The 15,834-nt window shown below is 37.0% G+C and carries 20 protein-coding genes and 3 tRNA genes; 8 read left to right on the top strand and 15 right to left on the bottom strand.

Features of this window, described 5'->3' with window-relative positions:
- The first annotated feature begins 7 nt into the window (after positions 1-7).
- From hisS to KO464_04765, 6 genes are all read left to right on the top strand, one after another.
- Positions 8-1,312, top strand: a complete 1,305-nt coding sequence (gene hisS / locus KO464_04790) for a histidine--tRNA ligase (protein MCC7572687.1) — start codon at positions 8-10, stop codon at positions 1,310-1,312.
- Positions 1,313-1,337: 25 nt separating this feature from the next.
- Positions 1,338-1,408, top strand: a tRNA-Cys gene (locus KO464_04785).
- Positions 1,409-1,415: 7 nt separating this feature from the next.
- Positions 1,416-1,559 (top strand) — tRNA-Trp (locus KO464_04780).
- A gap of 16 nt (positions 1,560-1,575) precedes the next feature.
- Positions 1,576-2,028 (top strand): acyl-CoA thioesterase, encoded by a 453-nt coding sequence (locus tag KO464_04775; protein MCC7572686.1) that lies wholly within the window; start codon positions 1,576-1,578, stop codon positions 2,026-2,028.
- A gap of 10 nt (positions 2,029-2,038) precedes the next feature.
- Positions 2,039-2,123 (top strand) — tRNA-Leu (locus KO464_04770).
- A gap of 154 nt (positions 2,124-2,277) precedes the next feature.
- Complete coding sequence (locus KO464_04765; protein MCC7572685.1) at positions 2,278-2,520, top strand: hypothetical protein; 243 nt, start codon at positions 2,278-2,280, stop codon at positions 2,518-2,520.
- 49 nt (positions 2,521-2,569) lie between these two features.
- Here the strand turns inward: KO464_04765 and KO464_04760 are convergent, their stop codons facing one another.
- The gene (locus KO464_04760; protein MCC7572684.1) at positions 2,570-2,752 is read right to left on the bottom strand and encodes a hypothetical protein; all 183 of its coding nucleotides are present in this window, start codon (positions 2,750-2,752) and stop codon (positions 2,570-2,572) included.
- Between the two features lie 63 nt (positions 2,753-2,815).
- The gene (locus tag KO464_04755) at positions 2,816-3,511 is read right to left on the bottom strand and encodes a DUF2927 domain-containing protein (GenBank protein ID MCC7572683.1); all 696 of its coding nucleotides are present in this window, start codon (positions 3,509-3,511) and stop codon (positions 2,816-2,818) included.
- A gap of 99 nt (positions 3,512-3,610) precedes the next feature.
- Between KO464_04755 and KO464_04750 the strand changes: the two genes are divergently transcribed.
- The gene (locus KO464_04750; GenBank protein MCC7572682.1) at positions 3,611-3,919 is read left to right on the top strand and encodes a hypothetical protein; all 309 of its coding nucleotides are present in this window, start codon (positions 3,611-3,613) and stop codon (positions 3,917-3,919) included.
- A 129-nt stretch (positions 3,920-4,048) separates the two neighbouring features.
- On the opposite strand, the gene citG is transcribed toward KO464_04750, so the two are convergent.
- From citG to KO464_04690, 12 genes are all read right to left on the bottom strand, one after another.
- Positions 4,049-4,900 (bottom strand): triphosphoribosyl-dephospho-CoA synthase CitG, encoded by an 852-nt coding sequence (gene citG / locus KO464_04745; protein MCC7572681.1) that lies wholly within the window; start codon positions 4,898-4,900, stop codon positions 4,049-4,051.
- Entirely contained in the window at positions 4,897-5,544 is a 648-nt protein-coding gene (locus KO464_04740; protein MCC7572680.1) for a malonate decarboxylase holo-[acyl-carrier-protein] synthase, read from the bottom strand. Before KO464_04740 ends, citG begins: the two co-directional genes overlap by 4 nt.
- An 8-nt stretch (positions 5,545-5,552) precedes the next feature.
- Positions 5,553-6,671: an acyl carrier protein gene (locus KO464_04735; GenBank protein MCC7572679.1), complete on the bottom strand. Its 1,119-nt coding sequence runs from the start codon at positions 6,669-6,671 to the stop codon at positions 5,553-5,555.
- Between the two features lie 39 nt (positions 6,672-6,710).
- Positions 6,711-7,586, bottom strand: coding sequence for a biotin-independent malonate decarboxylase subunit gamma (gene mdcE, locus KO464_04730; GenBank protein MCC7572678.1), 876 nt, complete (start codon positions 7,584-7,586; stop codon positions 6,711-6,713).
- On the bottom strand, positions 7,587-8,552 hold the full coding sequence (locus KO464_04725; GenBank protein ID MCC7572677.1) for a biotin-independent malonate decarboxylase subunit beta: 966 nt from the start codon (positions 8,550-8,552) through the stop codon (positions 7,587-7,589).
- A gap of 9 nt (positions 8,553-8,561) precedes the next feature.
- On the bottom strand, positions 8,562-8,885 hold the full coding sequence (gene mdcC / locus KO464_04720; protein MCC7572676.1) for a malonate decarboxylase acyl carrier protein: 324 nt from the start codon (positions 8,883-8,885) through the stop codon (positions 8,562-8,564).
- Positions 8,886-10,247: an acetyl-CoA carboxylase biotin carboxylase subunit gene (gene accC, locus KO464_04715; GenBank protein MCC7572675.1), complete on the bottom strand. Its 1,362-nt coding sequence runs from the start codon at positions 10,245-10,247 to the stop codon at positions 8,886-8,888.
- Positions 10,248-10,258: 11 nt separating this feature from the next.
- Entirely contained in the window at positions 10,259-12,004 is a 1,746-nt protein-coding gene (gene mdcA, locus KO464_04710) for a malonate decarboxylase subunit alpha (protein MCC7572674.1), read from the bottom strand.
- 29 nt (positions 12,005-12,033) lie between these two features.
- Positions 12,034-12,516: a hypothetical protein gene (locus KO464_04705; protein MCC7572673.1), complete on the bottom strand. Its 483-nt coding sequence runs from the start codon at positions 12,514-12,516 to the stop codon at positions 12,034-12,036.
- Positions 12,517-12,719: 203 nt separating this feature from the next.
- The gene (gene speB / locus KO464_04700) at positions 12,720-13,586 is read right to left on the bottom strand and encodes an agmatinase (GenBank protein MCC7572672.1); all 867 of its coding nucleotides are present in this window, start codon (positions 13,584-13,586) and stop codon (positions 12,720-12,722) included.
- Between the two features lie 2 nt (positions 13,587-13,588).
- Positions 13,589-14,080, bottom strand: a complete 492-nt coding sequence (locus KO464_04695; protein MCC7572671.1) for an NAD(P)H-dependent oxidoreductase — start codon at positions 14,078-14,080, stop codon at positions 13,589-13,591.
- A gap of 1 nt (position 14,081) precedes the next feature.
- Positions 14,082-14,228, bottom strand: a complete 147-nt coding sequence (locus KO464_04690) for a hypothetical protein (GenBank protein ID MCC7572670.1) — start codon at positions 14,226-14,228, stop codon at positions 14,082-14,084.
- 125 nt (positions 14,229-14,353) lie between these two features.
- Between KO464_04690 and KO464_04685 the strand changes: the two genes are divergently transcribed.
- Positions 14,354-14,578, top strand: coding sequence for a hypothetical protein (locus tag KO464_04685; protein MCC7572669.1), 225 nt, complete (start codon positions 14,354-14,356; stop codon positions 14,576-14,578).
- Here the strand turns inward: KO464_04685 and KO464_04680 are convergent, their stop codons facing one another.
- Entirely contained in the window at positions 14,579-15,775 is a 1,197-nt protein-coding gene (locus KO464_04680) for a TIGR00375 family protein (protein MCC7572668.1), read from the bottom strand.
- Positions 15,776-15,834: the final 59 nt, after the last annotated feature.

The raw sequence follows: 15,834 nt of genomic DNA, 5'->3' as shown, positions 1-15,834 counted from the left end.
TGCAAAGATGTTCGAACGCTTGAGAGGAACTAGGGATTTTCTTCCAAATGAAATGGCTGCAAGAAAGAAAGTATTTTCATCTATACAAAAAAGTGTAGAGGAATTTGGATTTTTTGAAACAGATACACCGGCAATCGAACTATTTGAACTTTATTCTATAAAAAGCGGTGAAGAGATCATTGAAGAACTTTATGCTTTCGAAGACAAAGGCGGAAGAATGATCTCTTTGCGCCCAGAACTTACACCTTCAGTAGTCAGAGTTTTAGTATCTAGGGCAAAAGAGCTTTCATTCCCAGTCAAGTGGTATTCTATACCAAGGTTATGGAGATATGAAAGGCCACAGAGTGGGAGGTTAAGAGAGTTCTATCAGTTAAATATTGATATATTTGGCTCAGAAGACCCTAGAGCTGACACTGAAGTTATATCCTGTGCAATAAAACTACTTTGTGATTTAGGTTTTGACGAATCAGACATTGAAGTCAGGATATCTGACAGGCGCATGCTCCAGGAGTTCCTATTAAATATTGGAATAAAAAATTACCAGGATATCCTTAAAATTATTGATAAGAGAGAGAAGGTGAGCGAAAGGGACTTTAAAGAAATGTTAATGGCCCTTAAGTTAGACAGCGAACAAATTGAACAAATAGAGACTTTTCTCAGTTCAAAGGGTGACTTCTTAAAATCGATTGAAAAATTATCAAAATCCTACACTGGGGATGGTATATCAAAAGTTATCGAGTCCCTGAAGAAAATTGCGCAAAATCTAAGTGATAGAAGTTACGATAAATTTATCACTTTCGACCCATCGATTGTAAGAGGTCTTGACTATTATACAGGCATGGTTTTTGAAGTCCATGATAGAAAAAGAGAGTTTAGGGCCCTTTTTGGTGGAGGGCGATATGACAATCTCGCAGAGCTTTTCGGAGGAGAGCATATACCTGCTGTTGGATTTGGTATGGGCGATGCCGTACTAGAGCTCATGATGAGAAGAAAAAACATATGGCCTGAAGAAAAGGTTGAGATTGATCTCTTCATTGCAACTATTGGGGATGTTGAAAAGGAAGTTTCAAAGTTATTGACCAGCTTGAGAAATAGCGGCTTTAAAGTTGATTTTGATATTATGGGCAGAAATCTTTCAAATCAGATTAAATTTGCAAACAAATTGGGCGCAAAATCACTTCTGATTGTCGGTGAAAGGGATCTAAAAGAGGGCAATGTCACCTTGCGTGACCTTGAATCAGGAAAAGAGAGTAAGATTTCCTTGAATGATTTTTTTTCTTCATCTTCAAATTATTTAACGAAAGTTTTATAAAATACTTAAAGTCTATCTTGATTACGCCGGGGTTGTCGAGAGGCTCGGCCTCGGACTGCAGATCCGATTACGAGGGTTCAACTCCCTCCCCCGGCTTCGCAAAGGGGACATGGTGTAACCAGGCCATCATCATGGACTCCAGAATCCTTTCCAGATGAAAGAGAATACTGATGGCGTATGCCGATGAAGAAATTCTGGAGTTTGATGGGGAAATCCATGGATCAGGGTTCAAATCCCTGTGTCCCCACTTTAAGGTTGATTTTATGGATACTTCAAATTTTACTACAATATCAAAACTTGTTAGACCTGAGAATTTGAACCATCATGGTACACTTTTTGCTGGTGTGACTTCAATGTGGTTTGTTGAGGGGGCTTTTATTGAAGCATCAAGAGTCTATGGGGATCCTTCTAGAATTGTCTGTATAAAAATTCATGGTATGAAATTTATTAGACCTGGAAACAATGGAGATATCATCCAGATTGAATCGGTTTTAGCACATGTTGGAAAAACAAGCTTAACAATATACACAAAGATATACAAAAGACTCACAAAAGAGCAACTTGTTGATGGATTTGTAACATTCGTCACTCTTGATGAAAAAGGAAGATCTACGCCACATGGTATTAACTATCAAAAACCAAGCAGCGAGGAAGGATTAAAACTCTGGAATGAAGTTGAGAGATTGAAACACTCTGATTCACAAACAAATATGTAGTATATTCAAAGGAGGGATTGCCGAGCTTGGCCAAAGGCGCAGGATTCAGAGTCCTGTCACGTAGGTGTTCGGGGGTTCGAATCCCCCTCCCTCCACTTCTTTTTTGAAATGGATAGACAAAGGCTTAAATAAGATAATAATTCAAAACTTCAGTTCGTGTAGGGGAAACATTTGTACTTAAGGTACAATATCAGTGTTTATTCTGTTTGGAGGGGCAGGTTTTGAAAATCCTTGTGATGTAATGATTGTATGGTCTACTATAATAAAGGGCCCCCAAAATATCCATATCCATCGGGGTCTCCTATTGAGACGGTAGATGTAGAAAACCTTGGAGGAGGAAATTATATAATAACTTTCAGGGCAGTTAGCCTAGGGACAATAGTTTTTAAAAACACTAATTGTTCTAACGAAGAAACTAAAGTCACAATATTGCCAAAATCTCTACCAATGCTAAAGTTCATGAAGATGCTTGGCCTCTACAAGGAAAAATAAATTTTTTTATTAAAACTTTTTTATATTTCAACTTACAATTGTCTAGTCTTTATTCTTTGATCTGCCTTGATTCCTGTCGCCCTTTTACTATTAAAAATACTCCTATAAATAGAGACATGGCTAGTAGGACTATCTCAAAAAAGGTGAAATAAATTGCATTTGTAAATCTATAATAAAGTAAGGATAAACCTGATCCGACGCTAATACAGCCTAAGAGTAATCTGTAGTTCATATCCACACTATATATAAAACATTTAAAATAGTTTCGATTAATCTCTTGACAGGTAGATGAAAATCACTTATTTAAAATAGTTTCCACCTGTTCTTTTCTCATTCCCGGTCTAATTGAATCAGAATATAGAATCTCTATCATTTTTCTATCAATCTCAGAAAATTTCTGAGTTTGGGTCCACCCCTCATAGAATATACTGTCACGATATTTCAAAGAGTCTTTCATAAGCCCAAGAGACTGAGTTATTTCCTCCCTTATCATATGAGACCGTTCTTCCTGTAGAAGAAAATCGTTAGTAGCGATACATATATCGCATTCATAAATAACATCGTTTCTCCATTTGCAGTTGAAGTATCCGTAGTTACCAGGAGCTGCATTACATACAGAAAACTCAGATAAAGGGACAAAATTGATATCAATATTTTGATTTATTGTTACAATAGATAAATTAATCTTGTCACCAATAATCGCATTAATTTCTGAGAGTACCATATTCAGCGCCTGAAGGTCTCTCTCATTTGGATTTCCATTAATTTTTATTCTTATATCTGAATTCCATTTTCTTACGACTTGCGTATTGTTGCCATACTCAGTTCCGAGGGCTATTTCAGCAAAGTATTCAATCTCCTTATCGGTATATTTAGGCTGTGAGTTTTCAGTTTGGGTTGGGGCAGAGTTATTTTCTTCGATATACAAACAGCCGACTAGAGATAACAAAAAAGTAAAAACTATTGAAAGGATGGAAATTTTTTTATTCACGATTAATTATACTTTTCAGGATTTATAATAATATCCATAATGACTCTAGCAAAAGACATAAACTTAATAAACTATTTTCTTTTATTTATTTTGACTAGTATGGCCAATACTATACCGCGTGACGCAATTAAGAACCTGCTTTTTGAGATTATATGTGCTATAGATTCATCAGAATACCAGATTTCTATTGAGGAGGTAGAAGACCAAATAGAAAAAGGAAAAATTATGGAATTTCTGGGAAAACGTATATGCACTGTGCAACTTACAAGTAACGAGTATGGATTGATAAATGAAAAATTGAAAAAACTCTTGGACGTTGCAAGGCCACAGATAGAAAAATATTGGGGCATGAAGAATTCAGGGCTATGTTTTCTGGCTTCCCTTATAATTGAAGAGTTTTGGGAATAAATTATTTCTGCTTTTTAGCCTTCTTTTTATAAAAGTAGAGTACTGCAACAAATAATAATATTGGAATAGATATTCTGAATAAAAGTGCAATAATAAAGGTCTGAATAGGTGTTAATTCCATCAAATCCCTCACACCTCCCTATCAAGAAAATAAAAGAATAATGTTGCACTCAAAAGGTCTGCTGCGCCTCCTGGGCTAATGTTTCTTTTAAGAAAATCCATTTCAATATCTAATATCTTTGACATCCCCGTTGTCGTTAAAACTCCGCCGGCTTTGATTATTTCATCGGCTTTTTTTTGGACATCGTAGTAAGCGTCAATGCCGTTTCTTGAAATAATATTAGTGTCTTCGGCCCTTGACATTATAGCAATAAGTGCGTGAAGTGAAGACTTATTTAGATCTTGAGTTTTTTCATATGCTTTTTTAAATTCCGGTAATCCAAGTTCCATCACAGTGGGGAGTCCTTTTTCCACTTCCCCTCTAATCCCAGTTATGCCGTATTTAACAAATGTATTTTCTCCTTTTGAAAGAGATTTTTTCGCTTTTTTAATAGATCCAAGCTCATTTTCAGTTATACCTGCAGTTATCTTTGAAACTGAGGAGGAAATATTTTTTGGCGATAATCTTCTTTTGTTCAATAAATAGCCTGATGCGCCAAGTATAAGATAAAAAAGAAAAATGAGGCCTTTTTGTGTGTTGACTCCGTTAGTTACTTCAAACATTCTCTGCTCAACATCTAATCCAAGTTTTCTTAAAGGAGGCAACATTTTTTTAAGGTCGCCTTTATAGTTATAACCGAAGTGGGACACCTCTTTAAACCCTTGACTTAAAACTGCTGTGCTTTTCAAGAAAAGCGTGAAATCCATATCTCTGTGGGCTCCTGCTGAAAATGGTGTTACAAGACCCGGTTTGGGGTGAGTTGATACTTCTAAAAGAATACTTCTAGTTGCAAGTTCCCCCATTATGTCTACTTTTTTCATAGATACGCCTCAATGCTCTTTCTTTCTATCAATACAACATCTCTTAATCCTTTACCAAGCAATGCCTCACTTTCAGAAGCATATTCTTTAAGGTTTATGCCATAACCTGACTTAAGATTGATTTCAATATCAATCTTTATCCCCATGCTAGACTCTAGCTCATTACAGAAAGATAAGAGATTAATAAGCTCTTCGGAGGTATAGTTCTTTACTATAATATCCAAATCTGACATATCGTGGGTGTAAGTTAATCCTGTGATGATTTCAAGTGCAGTTGAGCCCCATACACCAACCTTAAATTGAGCTATTATTTGGGATAATGCTGACAATGCAGGCGTTCTAGATTTAAATGAAAAATTTGAAACTTCATAAGGTGTTATCAGTTTAGTGATTCTATCGCCGGGAACAAAAGTTCCAAATCTAAGCCTTCTTCCATTTTCTGTGTAAGGATGAACAAAGCCTATAAAGACTTTTTCATTTTCCGAGTAATAGTTAGCTCCTTTTACCACATCGATTTCTTCCCGTCTTACTATTCCCGGCAGAATATTCTGGACTATAAGATTTCTAAAATCTTCGTTCTTTATCGGTGATATATCTATGTGTTTCCAATCAGAAAACACTAAGTCATGTCTCTGAAAAATCATGCTTTCTTTTACCTATCCTTGACCCAGCATGGATCCTTGACGCTTAAAGTTTGATAGTCAAGTTGTGCTTGAACAAGTAGATCAAACATCTTTGTCTTAATAGGCCCTTCTATTAGAATATGCTCATTATCCTCCTCGTAACCTTTTGGAATTATCGAAGGTTTAAGTTCTAGGACTGTTCTATCAGAGTTTAGTACAACGTCATCAGGGACCTTAGCTACCTTGGACTTAATTCTCAAAATACTTCTGCATGCCCTTTCAATTGTTTGTTTCGCGTTTAATGTTGTTTCTCTGACATAAATTTCATAATCAGGTTGAGTTCTTGCCCTCATATACGTAATTATTTTACCATTCTTGTCAAGCGCATGCCCTGATTCAACTATGGGAAAACTATCTCCTGTTGGAAGGCCGCCTACGACAGCTTCTTTGAAATCATGCCCAACATCTGACCTCGCGAATTCAATGTCTTCCCTTACAGGATTGCCATTCATTGCTATCCAGCCGAATTCCTGAGTGCCATATATGTCGTTGACCCTGGCCCCTAGAATGTCATGTATTATATCAACAGCCTCTAAATCCAAGGGAGTGCCTATGCAGTTTACTATATCGACTTTTGGCAGGTCTTCTGCGACATTCAATTTTTTGGCATCTTGTAATGAAGCCTTAAGGAATGCTGATTCACCAAATATTATGTTTGGTTCCTTGTAATATAAATCCATTAGAAAAGAATCTCTAGAAGATTTTGTGAGAAATGTCCAAGATAAGCCCATCTCTTCCAAGGCATTTCTTGTTATTGCGTTTAATAGTGGAGGATAACAGAACATGGCTTTTTGACCTTCTTTGGCTCCAGCCATTTTCAATGCATTTTTACCTACATTTTTTCTATATTCTTTTTCATTAGGTGTTATCCCAACAAGGTTTTGCCATGCAGTTGTGCCTGTTGTGAAAGTGACATACGCATAATTTAATGGTGTGTGTATCTCTTCTATAACATGTGCTGCAGTCGGGCCGTTTATTCCCTTGTCGGCGAGTGTTCTTCTTTTCATTTCTTTGAAAGATGGAACGGTAGAAAAAGTTCCAACACTCTCTCTTAAATCTTCAAAATAGGGATTTGATTTTTTTTCCATTTTTATTCCTCAAATAAAAAAATTAAAATAAAGGAAATATTATAAAAGTTCAGGTAGTAGTTTTTCGTATTCTTCTTGCATCTTTTTGATGGCTTCCATTCTCTTCTTTCTGCCACCTCGTTCTGCGCCAACTTCGCCTCTGTGCCAAATTCCAAGTTGATCTTCCTTACCTTGCTTTCTAAGTTCTCTTACTTCCTTTACTGTCTTTATGATCGATGATCTCATATCTTCAGGCTTCTTTACCATATCGTCTATTCCACCAAGGTCATAGAAAAATTCGGCTCCTGAAGCAAATACTGGATTTGTCTTGACAAGCTCGTTTAGTCTCTCTAGAGGTATCTTTGTAATAACTGCTATACTTGTTGTAGGCATGACGTGAACAATTGTTCCATATTCTTTTGGAAGTGCAAGAATTCTGTCTGAAAGAAGTCCGTGGCATAAGAATCCACCACTTACAGCTCTTCCTATAATCATTCCAATTACAGGATGCCCTGCCAATCTTGCATCTTCAATTGCGAACTGGTATGATGCAGTACCTTTAGTCATTCCAACTATTTCCTCGATCTTTCCTGGGCTGTTTCCTGGTGTATCGATTAGTAAGATAATTGGTCTCTTCTTGTCTTTTGGTCTGTCTTTGTCAGCGTCAATTGTAGCGTACATTGCTTGAGAGAACTTGTAGGCTTCTTCCATTCCCAAGATTCCGCTGTAAACAACTCTAAATCTTGGATTTGGCCTCCTTGAGTTATTGGCAAGTACTGTACATATTTCTCCATCAAGCATTGCCTGGCCTACCATAACTGGAGGTGCAAGCGCGGAATCAAGATGAGTAGTTCCAATAACATTCTCCTGGAAGGTGTCTTTGTCAAATATCATCTGGATGGCTTCTTCTGTCTTTCCGATTAGTGTTGTTACCATTTAAATCCTCCTTGGCCTTCTTTTTACAACTGAAAGAAACTTTTCCTGTGGCATCTCTGGTATCTGGTCAACGTTTTCATTTCCATAAATTTCCCAGAGGTCCTTTGAATCAGTTATATTCTTTTCAGCGGCAAGTTTTACTACCTCAAGATTTTCTTCAACAAGTTGTGGCGAACCAACTTTTCTTGTCTTTGAAATTTTGCTCATAGGTTCATCGGCGATATTAGCAATTGTGTCCCTAAATGTACCAATTGTATCCTTTATTAAGTAGTCAACGTCTCCTAGGATGTATTTTGACCTTGCACCCATTGTCCTCCATATAAGGGCTCTATCAGATGCGTCAAATTCATCTTTGCCTACTTCCTGCTGTATAACTTCAGGGCCAGTAAGTCCTATCCTTCCAAAGTCGTTAGCAATGACAACATCTGCACTTAAACAAACAAATCCCTGTGCGCCGTATGCGCCTATTGTACTGCCTGTAATTGCAATGTACGGGACCTTATTTTGGAGCTCCCAAATAGTTTCCATTGATTCAGAATGCATTAGCAGTCCAGCATTTGCCTCGTGAAGTCTGACTCCACCAGAATCAAAAGAGACTATACATAGTGGTTTTCTGTCGTCAGGAACTGTACCGTATTTCTCTTTCATCTTTTCATAAGTTTTAAGGGCTAGTTTCAGTGTGTAGGCCATCTTAGCTCCATTGACTTCACCAAGCGCCCCACCTACAAACTTTCCTTCCTGAGATATTACGAATACTGGGTGTTTCTTTATCTTACCAACACCTACAGTAATTCCATCGTCAAATTCTACTGCCTCTCCAAGAATCAATAAGTGTGGACTTGTCATTTTGTCTCTTGGACCTAGAAATTCTTTGAATGTGTCTTTATCTACCATTCCGTAAGCTCTTTCCCTAGCAGTTGCCTGGTAAAAGCTCTTACCTTGAAGATCTTCCCAATTTATTTTCATAAAATCACCTTATTGGAGACCTCCTCCATTGTCTACTGCCTGCTGAAGTCTTCTGATAACTACTGCGGGGGTGGCTGCGTTGTCATTTATGCTAACTTTGACCCCTGAGAGTCCCGTTTTATCGACGAATTTCTTAACGACTGTCATCCAGACGTCATCGAATCCAACGACTGTTGTTAAAATATGGATTTTAATTTTTCCTTTTAGGGCATTTTCCTTCTCAATTAAGACTTCAAGATCCCCACTGGAAACAACACCAATGTGTGACCATTCGTCCTTTATTGTTTTAGGAGTTTCAGGCTTAAATTCATAGTTCAATTCAGTTAATGCCATTTATTCCCCTCCATTTTTTGATTTGTCCATGTGTTTTTCAATGAAGTCTGTGTGGAAAACTCCTCCCCTAAATATCTGATTTTTCATGACTTTTTTGTGGAATGGAATTGTAGTGTTAATTCCTTCTACAATAAATTCATCAAGTGCTCTGTACATTCTGTCAATTGCCTCGTTTCTGTCCTCTCCCCATACAATCAATTTTGCTATAAGGGAGTCATAAAATGGCGGAATATGGTATCCTTGGTAACATGCTGTGTCTACTCTAACAAAAGGCCCTCCTGGCAATATGAGTTTCGAAATCTCTCCAGGTGATGGAACGAATGTATTTGGATCTTCTGCATTGATTCTGCATTCAATTGCATGACCTCTAAGTTCAACATCTTTTTGGGCATATGGTAATTTTTCTCCAGCTGCAACTCTTATACCGGTCTTTACTATGTCTATATTTGAAATCATTTCAGTTACACAGTGTTCTACTTGGACCCTTGTGTTCATCTCCATAAAGTAGAAATCGTTTTCTTTGTCGTTGAACAAAAATTCTACTGTTCCGGCACCCTCATAATTTGCAGCAATGGCTGCCTTTACCGCAGCTTCTCCCATTTTCTTTCTGATCTCAGGAGATACTGCAGGTGAAGGTCCTTCTTCGACAAGTTTCTGGTGTCTTCTCTGGATAGAGCAGTCCCTTTCTCCAAGATATATTGCGTTTCCATGCTGGTCGGCAATAATCTGAATTTCAACATGTCTTGGCTGTTCTATGTATTTTTCTATATATACATCTGGGTTTCCAAAGGCTGCTTGTGCTTCGGCTTGACAAGATCTCAAAGCTGATTCTAGCTCTTTTTCTGACTTGACAAGTCTCATACCTTTTCCGCCGCCGCCCGCTGAGGCTTTGCAGATTACAGGAATCCCGATCTTCTTTACGAGTTTATCGGCTTCCTCGATTGTTTTTATAATTCCATCAGACCCGGGTGTTACTGGAACACCGCCTTTCTTCATGGTATCTTTAGCTGTTGCTTTGTCTCCCATTGCGTCAATTGATTCTGCACTGGGACCTATGAATTTGATTCCATTGGCTTTACAAAGCTTAGAAAATCTAGAGTTTTCTGCAAGAAATCCATAACCTGGGTGAATACCTTCTGCGCCCGTTACAATTGCGGCGTTAATAATATTCATCATGTTCAAATAACTCTTAATTGATGGAGCAGGTCCAATATTAACCGCTTCATCAGCGAGTGTAACATGAAGTGCATCTTCATCAGCGTCAGAGTAAACAGCGACTGTTTTTATTCCCATTTCCTTACATGCCCTGATTATTCTTACAGCAATTTCTCCTCTATTTGCAACAAGAACTTTTTTAAACATATTAATCCTCCTTACCAATTTCTAAATCTGACTGGTGGTTCGTACAAACCCCCAGACCATTCTACAAGTTCACTCATGCTCTTTGCAGCAAGTTTTGATCTTTTAGCATCATTAAATGATAGGTCTAAATCTTCAGGAAGTGCAACAACTCCGGCTTTTCTTAATTTTTTAGTCTGAGCGTCGTCAGCTGCAAGTCCTAGAGGTGTATAGCCTGCTACTGCTTTTATTGCGTCCATTCTTTCCTTTAATGATTTGCATTTGTGAATGTATGCAATTCCTTCTTCAGTAACTATGTGTGTTATATCGTCACCGTAAATCATTATAGGAGGTATCTCAAACTTAGCTTGGGCTTGTAACTTGAATGCGTCTAATTTTTCGATGAATACAGGAGCCATTCCTTCTCCAAATGTTTCTACCATTTGGACTACAAGTTTTCTTCCTCTGTTTATTGGCCCTATTAATGATTCTCTCATACCGTCTTCTTTTGAAGCCAAGAGCCAACCTTTTGATGGATGTCTTCTTCCTGGTGCATTGCATGCCATATTGGGAGCCCCACCAAAACCTGGTATTCTTCCAGCTGTTGCAGCGGCGCTGTTACCAAATTGGTCAATTTGAAGAGTTGAGCCAAAGAATGCATCGACAGCATAGTGACCAGCTGCCTGTGACATTACTCTGTTTGACCTCATTGTTCCGTCAGGACCAATTGGGAATATATCAGGTCTTGCCATAATATATTTTTCCATTCCAACTTCACTGCCGAAAGGCATGAAGGTTTCAGCCCATCCTGATTCTATGGCAGGTATCATTGTTGGATGTGGGTTTAATGCCCAGTGTGTACAAATCTTTCCTTTTAATCCCATCTCTTCTCCAAATGTTGGTAATAAAAGTTCTACTGCTGCGGTGTTAAAACCTATACCGTGGTTTAATGTTTTAACTTCATATTTAGCGTAGACACCAACTAAAGCCATCATAGCTATGAATATCTGGGATTCTGTAATTAATCTTGGATCTCTTGTAAAGAGAGGCTCGATATAATATGGATCCTCAGTGGGTATAATAAAGTCAACCCAACCGCCGGGTATATCTACACGAGGTACTTTGTTAACAATTTCATTGACTTGTACTACAACAATACCTTTTCTAAATTTTGTAGCTTCAACTATTGAGGCAGTTTCTTCTGTGTTAAATCCTGTATAAAGATTTCCTTCTTTGTCTGCCGCATTTGCAGCAAGTAGACATACTTTTGGTGTGAGGTCAAGGTAAGTTCTAGCGAACAATTCCATGTATGTGTGAATTGCACCGATTGTTATCTTTCCACTCATAACCATGTTTGCAAGTCTTGTTGCCACAGGGCCTGAATAACAAAAATCAACTTTTGAGGCTATACCTTTTTCAAAAACATCTAAATGTTCAGGTAAAGCAAGAACAGATTGCACCATGTGAATGTTATTTACTTTTGAAGGGCTTACTTTTGCAAAAGCCTTTGCTAAAAAGTTTGCCTGCTTCTGATTATCTCCTTCAATTGAAACTCTGTCTCCTGGTTTAATGATAGTTTCCAAAAGAGCTACAGCATCGGCTGGGTCAATAATTTTTGTGCCTGATTTAACAAATTTTTTTGCTTCTGCAAGCCTTTTTTCTGTATCTTCTCCTTTTTTGTCCCATCCTTTTTTTGCTCTCTCTATTCTATCGTCACGGGGTATTCCTGACACTTTGCCGGGTGTTTGAAATATATCCCTTAGGTAGTTTACATCTTCCATAAGTATCACCTTATTAGGGAGTACCCAGCTTAGAGAGGCTCGAGAAGCATTAGTACCTGTCCAACTTTGACAAGAGTTTCATTTGTTACCTTAATCTCTGCAATTCTTGCTTTTCTTGGTGCTGTTACTTCATTAAACATCTTCATAGCTTCGACAAGTGCTACGACTTGACCTGCTTCTACTATGTCCCCTTCCTTTGGAAGTGGCTTCTTATCAATTGTAGTTCCAGGAAATACGTAAGATACTCCAGGTGTTGGTGCAGTTAATTCAATCATGTTTGATGATGCAGCTGCCTTTGGTGCTTCCTTTACTTCAGGTGCTGATGTTTCTTCAACTATTCCTGCAGACGTCATTGCAGGGATAGAAATTTGAGGCTGAGCAGCATGAACAGCAGCACTTCCACCGGCAACAACAGTTCTAATCTCAACGGAATCCTTTCTCACTACCAACTCTGCTATATTATTTTTTTTACAAGCTTCAAGAATTGATATTAAAGACTCTAAGTTCAACATTTATTTTCCTCCAAAATTATTTCTCTTACCTCTATAGGGTAGTTGTTTTAAGAGATTAAAAACTGATTTAAAAATCTTTTGTTTGTTTTCAGTGCAAACTACAAAAAATAATATGAAAATAAATATAAAATAATAAATTAAATATATGATTTTGCATTTTATTGCCAAATTCAACCTATGATTTCTAAATTTAGGCCTAATTATTACTTCATTTTTATGTACTTGTAAGTCATCATTTTGTATAGAAGTTTACTTGCAACAAATTCTGAAACAGAAGATGATTCTTGAGGTGCCACTTCGACGATGTCTACACCGATAACGTTTCTGTTGAAGAATACTTCTTTTAAGAAGTCACATGTTTTATACCACCCGAGACCTCCAGGCTCAGGCGTCCCCGTTCCGGGAATAATTGAGGGATCAAATGCATCAATATCGAAAGTAATGTAGACATTATCTGATAAATTCTCAATAGCCCTGTTAAACCAACTTTTATTGTCATGTATGTCCTTTGCATAGAAGATATTATAGTTGCCATTTTTGATTTTATCATATTCTTCTTCTGAGAAACTTCGTATACCAACTTGAACAGATGATGCGACTTCTTCAACTCTTGACATTACAGAAGCGTGACTGTATTTATCCCCGAGGTAAGCATCTCTAAGGTCTAAATGTGCATCAAACTGTAGGACGGAGATATCTTTGTAAATTCTCTTGGCGGCTTTAACTGGAGCTTGGGAAATAGAGTGCTCTCCTCCAAGAACACAAAGAAATTTGTTATCATTTAATATCTTAAATGATTCTTCTTCAATGTCTAACATTATTTTTTCCATTTCTTGATTACAGTCAATTTCATTTTTTGTATTAATGCCTAATGTGCAGGCAGAAACAAAAAATTCTTCATCAAAAAGTTCCATATTTTGACTGGCGTTAATAATTGCTTTTGGCCCTAGAGAAGTTCCACCGTTATAGGAAACTGTTTTTTCTAGGGGTACAGGCAATACAACGAAATATGAGTTCTCATAGTTTGAGAAATCCTCTTCAAGTCCACCATAATTATCTGGCACATTCATATTCAATCAACTATATCAAAGCCTTTAAGACTTTTTAAAGTGTCCGCATATTTCCTAGCAAAAATTCTGCATTGTTTTTCTGCTCTTTCATCGGGTGCGCCTATTGCCACTGGCCCATAATGGTCGGCATTGTGAACTCCTACAACAACCATCCCGTGAATCATCATGGCTTTAAGAATTGACAGAAGCGTAGTTTCATTACCGCCTCCAATATAAGCACTTGAAGTAAATGCTCCGCCAAGCTTTCCTGATAACTCGCCATGATATTTTACGCTCTTATCTATTAGTTCTTTCATTTCAGCGGCCATATCACCGTAATAAGTCGGAGAGCCAAGGATGATTCCATCATAATCTAATAAATACTCTGGAGTTGTTTCAAAGACATCTCTTACTTCAACATCTATTTGTTCGTCTCTCAAGTATGTTGCCAACATATTTGCCATTTCTTTGGTATTCCCAGATTTTGTATAATAAACTATTAATACAGATACCATTTTAATCCTCTATTTCAATCTTTATTTTTCCTTTCTCATAACCTCTTAAAGAAGACATCATACCTTTTACAGTATTATTTATGAATTCTTCAACAAAAGGATTCAGCTCTATTTCTTTACCGTTTATACTAACTTTTACTTTAGACATTTTTATCCCTTTCTTTATTAGTCTTGATTATTTATAAGTTTCTGCATTAATTCAGTGTGTATAAAAAACTTTTTTATTGATTAATTTTATATATTAATAAATCAATAATTGTATTTGGGGATACTTTGGTTACAGAAAAAATCTTAGAACGGGCAAAACAACATCATAATAAAGAAACTTTTGTTAGAGATATTTTTATCTCTAGAGAAGAAGTAGATAATCTAAGACATATTAGCCTGCCCTCTGGAGTACGCCTTGATATTAAGAAATTAAAACAAGGTTTTCTAGCAAGATTTTCTGGGGATACAGAAAAAGTTATAATGGTCGTCAAAACTCTTTTTGATGATTAATTATAGGAATCCGTCCAAACTAGATTGATTATTATTCTTTTTGTTCAGATGTACTTTGCCGTACATTCCCCCCCCGCCTGGTTCAATGTAAATTCTGCCTTCTCTAAAATCTATTATTGCCTGTGCGACTTTTTCTCCAGCAACTTTTTCTATTTCTTCCCTAGGCGTAACAATAAGAACATTGATTTCATTTTTGAATGATTGAACTAATAATTTCCACATATCTTGGACTTTTTTAGAGTTTACAGAGGCAAGCCCAAATGTCTGAACTAAAATTTCAGCCAATGGTATTGTTTTGACATATTTTGGTCTGTAGGGAGGATGAGTAACTTCTTGATCGCATAGTTCCATTATTCTTTCTACAACTCCTTTTTTTATCAGGCCGCCACAGGTACATCTATTTTTAATTTCAATTGCCTTTTCCATTGAGTATTTTTTGTAGCATCTAGTGCAAGCAGTAAGGTGGTATTTACCTAAATCAGGATCTATGCCAACGTTCAGAACAAATTGATTTCCGCCACGTCTTCTTATGGCGTTGATTATTTCATCATAGGTATTATCCTTCACCTTCAATCTGTTGAATTCTCTTCCTATTCTATGCGGCCATGGAGAATGAGCATCAGAATTGGTCATGAATGTAACGTCTTTCAATTCTGATATGCAGTCTGCCATATGAGTATCGGCAGAAAGTCCAAGTTCAAGAAAAGGAATATTTTTTGTTTTATAGCAATCCTCGAGGGTATCATATTCTTTGTATAATGAAGTCCACGGAGTAAAAGCATGAGAAGGCCCTATTAATCCATCTATTTTATTGATTATATCAAAGAGCTCATCACCTGCCAAATTAATATTGCATCTGCCATCGGTATCTAGATTTGGAGATTTATCTTTTATAAGATAGCGAAACTCTTCTACGGAAGACAGAGAAGGAAAAATAATTACATGATGAACTCGTCTTTGATCTTCAACCTCAGTAGTCAGGATAAATCTTATACCATTTTTATGCTCAAATGTGCCTTCGTCTATTTTAGTGACAGATGAAACAAAATGATTAAGCCAGTTTTTATTGAGACAGTCGCCTGACCCTATTGTGTTTAAACCTTTAAATTTTGATTGCTCTGCAATGATGGGAATTTCCATATTATTAGAGGTTCCGCCGGAATACCTTGAATGAATATGAAAATCAACATTAATCATGATATAATTATAATAATTAATCTTATAACGTTTATTTATGTTTATAATATATCACAGAT

Source organism: Methanofastidiosum sp., from assembly GCA_020854815.1.
Classification (GTDB): Archaea; Methanobacteriota_B; Thermococci; order Methanofastidiosales; family Methanofastidiosaceae; genus Methanofastidiosum.
The sequence above is the reverse complement of the archived record's forward strand: the minus strand, read 5'-3'. Positions and strand labels throughout refer to the sequence as shown.